At 33.4% G+C, this 6,201-nt stretch carries 6 protein-coding genes; all 6 read left to right on the forward strand.

Annotation, left to right across the window (positions count from 1 at the left end; genetic code table 11):
• The first annotated feature begins 113 nt into the window (after window positions 1-113).
• Complete coding sequence (locus HMPREF3270_RS01190; RefSeq protein WP_070848517.1) at window positions 114-1,766, forward strand: phospho-sugar mutase; 1,653 nt, start codon at window positions 114-116, stop codon at window positions 1,764-1,766.
• A 51-nt stretch (window positions 1,767-1,817) separates the two neighbouring features.
• Window positions 1,818-2,975 carry a serine hydrolase domain-containing protein gene (locus tag HMPREF3270_RS01195; protein ID WP_070848518.1) on the forward strand — a complete coding sequence of 386 codons (1,158 nt, stop codon included), beginning with the start codon at window positions 1,818-1,820 and terminating at the stop codon, window positions 2,973-2,975.
• Window positions 2,976-3,084: 109 nt separating this feature from the next.
• Window positions 3,085-4,215 carry a serine hydrolase domain-containing protein gene (locus HMPREF3270_RS01200; protein WP_256324321.1) on the forward strand — a complete coding sequence of 377 codons (1,131 nt, stop codon included), beginning with the start codon at window positions 3,085-3,087 and terminating at the stop codon, window positions 4,213-4,215.
• A 189-nt stretch (window positions 4,216-4,404) separates the two neighbouring features.
• Window positions 4,405-5,019, forward strand: coding sequence for a PepSY domain-containing protein (locus HMPREF3270_RS01205; RefSeq protein WP_070867149.1), 615 nt, complete (start codon window positions 4,405-4,407; stop codon window positions 5,017-5,019).
• A gap of 326 nt (window positions 5,020-5,345) precedes the next feature.
• A complete protein-coding gene (locus HMPREF3270_RS01210) occupies window positions 5,346-5,675 on the forward strand; it encodes a PTS lactose/cellobiose transporter subunit IIA (protein WP_070848520.1) in 330 nt (109 codons plus the stop codon).
• Window positions 5,676-5,690: 15 nt separating this feature from the next.
• Window positions 5,691-6,201: PTS transporter subunit EIIC (locus HMPREF3270_RS01215; protein WP_176746704.1), on the forward strand; the 511-nt coding region annotated here is incomplete at its 3' end.

A 6,201-nucleotide genomic window follows, 5' to 3' on the forward strand; every position in this document is an offset into this window, starting at 1 on the left:
CAATCTGAAAAACATAAGTTATAATAAAACTATTGAAGTGAAGTAATATTATCTATTATTGAGGACTATTGACTTATAGTAGATTTAAATCATAGAGAGGAGCATAAGTAAGTATGAAATTGAATTGGGAAAATAAGATAGATGAAAGTTTAGTTTCAGCGTTTTATAAAGATCAAACTGAAAATATTAAAAATGAAGGATTTGAAGATACACTCGCTTTTGGTACAGCAGGTATCAGAGGGTTAATCGGTTTAGGACCTGGCCGTTTAAATGCCTTTACAGTGCGTAAAGTTGCGGTAGGTTTAGCTAAATATTTAAGTGAACATAAACCTGAATCATTAGTCGTGATTCATTTTGATACACGTTTCTTATCAGAAGAATTCGCACATGAAATCGCAGCAGTACTAGCACAATATGAAGTGAAAGCTGTAGTAGGCAAACGTTATAATTCTACACCTGAATTATCATTTGCGGTACGTTATTTAGAAGCAGACGCTGGCGTTATGATTACAGCGAGTCATAATCCTAAAGAATATAATGGAATTAAAATTTATGGTGCAGACGGCGGTCAATTATTGCCTCAACCTTCTGAGATGTTAAGTAGTTATATTAATCAAATTGAAGATCCATTAGACATTGAAGGCGGAGATTTTGAAGAAGGACTAAACAATGGCTTCATTACATACTTATCAGAGGATGTTACAGAAGCTTATAAAGCAGAAGTAATTAAATTAGTTGATTCAATTCCAACGCAGACTGAAAAAATTGCGTTAACAAGTTTACATGGTACAAGTCTACCAATTCTATCCGAAATCTTTGAAAAATTAAATTACAGCAATTATGTCATCGAAAAAGAACAATCACAACCTGACGGCAGCTTCCCGACAGTTGCTTATGCGAACCCAGAAGAAGAACAAGCCTTTACGTATAGTTTACGCTTAGCGGATCAAGAAGATGCCCAATTGATTTTAGCAACGGATCCTGATGCTGACCGTTTCGGCATAATCGAACGCTACAAAGATGGCACACACCGTTACTTCAACGGCAATGAAATCGGCTTAATCTTATTAAAATTACGTTATGACCAATTAAAAGCAGAAGGTACAAACCAACCGTTATACATGGTGAAATCTATCGTCAGCAGTGCAGCCAGTGATCGCTTAGCACAAGCATTAGATTTAGAAAGTAATACAGTTTTAACAGGATTCAAATTTATTTCTGAAATTCTTCAAAACAAACAAGATACTGATGAACAATTGGTATTAGGTTATGAAGAAAGCCATGGTTATCTAGCAGCACCATTCTCAAGAGACAAAGATGCGATTCAAATGATTCCATTAGTGGTTAAATACAAAAATGAATTAGCCCAACAAGGTAAAACGTTTAAAGATGTCTTAGATGAAGTTTATGCTTTGACAGGTATCTTCAAAGACAAAACGATTTCACCTAAATTTGAAGGTGCTTCAGGCAGACAAAAAATAAATGATTTACTTGAAAGTTTCAGAAAAGAACAACCAGATACATTACTTGGACTAAAAGTGAAACAAATTGAAGATTATCAAACGAAGACCATTACAGACTTAGTCAATCATCAAACAGTGGAAACAACATTACCACAAAGCAACTTAATCCGCTTCATTTTAGATGAAGGCTTTATCGCGTTAAGACCTTCAGGTACAGAACCTAAAATCAAAGTGTACTTCTCATTAAATGTTGAAGATTTAGAAGTTGTTGTTACACAATTTGAACAAACGTATTTGGATTAATAAAAATGAATTAAACTAACAAGAAAGACATATCGATAAAAGAGGAAATGAATGAATAGAAGAATAAAGAACGGCATTATCTTTGTCGTTGTAGTTACGTTGTTGGTTGGTGTATTTTCGGTTTATTTAAATTGGAAACATCATCAAAGCTATAGTCAGCATCAACTACCGAAAATAAGTGGAAACGCACAGTCAAAAGAAAAAGCAAATTACTATACTGTAATGAAAGATAATGCAGTAGACCCTAAAATTGATGCATATTTAAAAGGAAAAGGTTTTAACGGTACAATTACGATTTTTCATAAGGGTCAGTTAATTATGGACAAAGCGTATGGCTATCAAAATTTTGAAGAGAATAAGAAAAATACACCGAACTCTATGTATTTGATCGGTTCTTCTCAAAAGTTCACAACAGGCTTATTATTGAAACAATTAGAAAGTGAAGGCAAAATAAATATTAATGACCGATTGGATAAATATTTGCCGTGGTTTAAAACAGAGCAACCCCTTTATTTGAAGGATTTAATGCTGCATCGAAGCGGTTTAAAGAAATTTACAGGCAGCAATACAGCACACAGTAATGAAGATGTTGCGAAAGAGTTACAGCGTGCAGGCATTCAACCGGGTAAATATCATAAACATCAATATAATGATGGGAACTACATTATATTGTCTGATGTTATCCAAAAAGTGACACACAAGTCATTTGATCAATACTTTGATGAAAAATTAAAAAATCCGAACCAATTATATAGAACAGCTTTCTATAATGAAACACAATATCAACCGTTTATGGCACAAGGTTACAATGCTGAAAAACAACCGATGACTTTAAAATTTATGGACCATTACTACGGTGCAGGTAATTTGTTTATGTCAACGCGAGATATGGCAAAGCTGATCGCAAACTTGCAAGAAAATAAAATCTTATCTCCAAAAGATACGGAAGGGTTGTTATACGAATTACACACACCAACCTATAATGAACCTTATCGTTACGGCTTTTATAGTTATGATAATGGTAGTCGTGTCAACGGTATGTTTTTCGGTCATCAAATGACCAGCTATTTTAACAAAGATTATATCGTGGTAATGGGAACGAACTATCAATATCCGAAATACGTTAATGAACACTATATGAAAGATATTTTTGTGAAACAATTACATCAGCCAGATCCAACTAAAAAAAAGCAGAGTCATTTGATTTAAACCGTTTTTTAATATCAAAACAAAAACGATATCAAATCAACTAACGTATCATTTCAAGACGTGACATCAAGTGAAGAGGACAACAATGAAGAGAAAACTAATAAAGATAATGATATTTATACTAATGGTCGCACTTATAGTCGGTGTGATAACCTATTATTTAAATTGGAAACATTTTCAACAATACGGACATCATCATAACTTTTTGAAAACTAAAGATAATCATCCATCAGTTCAAGTTGGAAGTTATAAAACTGTAATGAATGAAAAGAATGTGCGCTATACAGCCATTGATGAATATTTGAAAAAACAAAAGTTCAATGGTGATATTGCGATATATTACCAAGGTAAACTCGTGATGGATAAAGGATATGGTTATCAAGACTTTATCAATCGTAAAAAGACGAATCCTAATTCAATGTATTTGATTGGGTCAGCGCAAAAGTTTATGACAGGTATGATGCTTAAAAAGTTAGAAACAGAAGGTAAACTCAACATCAACGATGAAGTGACAAAATATCTACCTTGGTTTCAAACCAATGAACCTTTGATTCTGCGTGATTTTATGCTGCATCAAAGCGGTATACAAATGTTTCGCCCGAAAACGAATATCCATAGTATAGATGGAGCAGTTCATATGTTGCAGGAACAAGGGTTGCAGCCGGATATGTTTAGAAAGCATCAATATAATGATGCGAATTATATTGTGTTAGCGCGGGTGATTGAAGCGGTCACTAAGATGTCATATGCAGATTATTTCAATCAAAACTTTGTGCAACCATATGAATTGAACCAAACAGCCTTTTACAATAACACTGCTTATAAACCTTATATGGCTAAAGGCTATAATGAATTGAAAATACCAGAGTTTCCTGCATACATGGATCAATATTATGGGGCAGGTAATTTGTATATGGCACCTAGAGACATGGGGAAATTTGTCTTAGCATTACAAAATCAGAAGATGTTTAATGCTCATACTACAAATCAACTCTTACATGAATTGAACACCAAAGAGTTTCCACATGCATATCGTTATGGCTTTTACAGTTTTGGTCAGAGTGCGCGCGCGAATGGTATCTTTTATGGGCAACAATTTACTTGCTACTTCAATAAGGATTATATATTAGTGATGGGCACTAACTATCAAAAACCAGTTGGTAAGAATGAAACATTAATGAAAAAGATTTTTATGGATTATCTGAAACAACCAGATCCTACTAAAAAAGCAAAACAGTAGAATAAAAAAGTGAAGTAATAGACTGTTTCATCTACAGTGATATGTAGAGCGAGACAGTCTATTTTGTTTGGAAACAATTTCTCAAATAAAGAGAAAACAATATATTTAAATGTATAATAACACAAAATATTGGGAATAATTTAAATAATTCATGGCGTAACGGGTATATAAATACAAGGAGGAATCGATATGCAGAAAAAAATGCTTTCTTTATTAGTCGCTTCCGGTTTAGTACTTGCTGCATGTGGAAAAGGCGGATCAAGCGATGAAAACAAAAATGATTCAGAACAAAAAGCCAATACAGAACAAAAACAAAAAGGTGATACTTCTGGTACAAGCGAGACTGGTAAAAACAGTAACGTTATTAAACTAGGAGATATTAAAACTCAACCTGAAGATGCAGTAAAAACTGCTAAGAAAGAATATGATGGTGAATTAAAAGAAATCTCATTTGAAAAAGAACAAGGCAAATGGGCATATAAAATTGATTTACAAAAACAAGGTGAAGAAGGAGAAGTTATCATCAACAGTAAAGATGGTAAAGTCATGAATAAATCAACTGAAAAAGAAGATGATTATGACAAAGCAAAATCATTCAAATATGAAGACTTCAAACCTTATGATGAAATCATCAAAAAAGCGAAAGACAACTTCAATGGTGATATCCATGAATGGTCATTATCAAGAGATAGTGACGAAGGTAAATTCGTTTACGATGTAGACTTACAAAAAGGCAACTCTAAACAAGAGTTCAGCTTAGATGCGAAAACAGCTAAAATTTTAAAAAATGAAAAAGATGACTAATCTTTAAATACGAAATGGACTACTTAGGTTAATGCCTAGGTAGTCTTTTTTTACGTCAAAATGAAAGGGAATTCATTCAAATCTTTAAAGCGCTGTCAATTTTATGTAGATTATGTAACTTATTTGTCATAAATCGCTTGAAACAACTATAATTTTTAAAATTTGAATTGACTAGTACGAGTTAAAAAGTTACATTATTATTGTGAACAAAAAACGAACAATAACGAACATAAAAAGCTGCGATAATTTTTTATATGTTCATGTTGTATCGTTGGCGTTGATAATTGTAAAATACACATTTTAATTCAACCTAAGGGGGAAACACCATGAGCAACAAAGAAGAAAACATGATGATTGGTTTCACAATCGTTGCGATTGCAGGTGATGCACGTCGAGAAGTAATGGCAGCTTTAGCCGCTGCTAAAGAAAACGATTTTGAACAAGCACGTCAAAACATTGTTGAAGCCAACAACTTTATCACAGAAGCACATAAGGAACAAACGCAAATGTTAGCGAAAGAAGCAGCAGGAGAAGCATCTGATATTAGTTTTATCATGGTTCACGGTCAAGACCATTTGATGACTACAATGGCTTTGAGAGACGCAGCAAACTACATGATTGACTTATATGAACAACTCCGTGATTTAAAACACTAATAAGCAGGTGACAGCATGAATAAAATTATTAAAATGATTGAAAAAATGAAACCTTTCTTTGAAAAGATTGCATCTAACCCGTATTTAACTGCAATCCGTGATGGTTTCGTAGCTTTAATGCCAGTCGTTTTATTCTCATCTTTATTTATCTTGGTAGCTTATGTACCAAACGTATGGGGATTCCACTGGCCTAAAAATATTGAAGACATCATCATGAAAGTTTATAACTTCACGATGGGTATGTTAGCCGTCTTCATGGCAGGTACTGTAACTAAATCACTTACCGACAACAGAAACTTGAAATTACCTAAAACGAACCAAATCAACGTAATTTCAACTTTCGTAGCTGCTGAAGCTTCGTTATTAATCTTAGCAGTTAAACCAATCAAAGATGGTATCAGCATTGAATTATTAGGTACTAAAGGATTAATCGCAGCATTCTTAGTCGCATTCATCGTGCCGAACATCTATAAATTCTGTATTGGTAGAAACATCACAATCAAAAAGCTAATACCACACACTACAA

The sequence above is a fragment of the Staphylococcus sp. HMSC65H10 genome (assembly GCF_001839185.1).
Lineage (GTDB): Bacteria > Bacillota > Bacilli > Staphylococcales > Staphylococcaceae > Staphylococcus > Staphylococcus simulans.

What these genes read in the sequence shown, in the direction of transcription:
- HMPREF3270_RS01190 (WP_070848517.1), top strand. Translation starts at nt 114, where the DNA reads ATGAAATTGAATTGGGAAAATAAGATAGATGAAAGTTTAGTTTCAGCG.
- HMPREF3270_RS01195 (WP_070848518.1), top strand. Translation starts at nt 1,818, where the DNA reads ATGAATAGAAGAATAAAGAACGGCATTATCTTTGTCGTTGTAGTTACG.
- HMPREF3270_RS01200 (WP_256324321.1), top strand. Translation starts at nt 3,085, where the DNA reads ATGATATTTATACTAATGGTCGCACTTATAGTCGGTGTGATAACCTAT.
- HMPREF3270_RS01205 (WP_070867149.1), top strand. Translation starts at nt 4,405, where the DNA reads ATGCAGAAAAAAATGCTTTCTTTATTAGTCGCTTCCGGTTTAGTACTT.
- HMPREF3270_RS01210 (WP_070848520.1), top strand. Translation starts at nt 5,346, where the DNA reads ATGAGCAACAAAGAAGAAAACATGATGATTGGTTTCACAATCGTTGCG.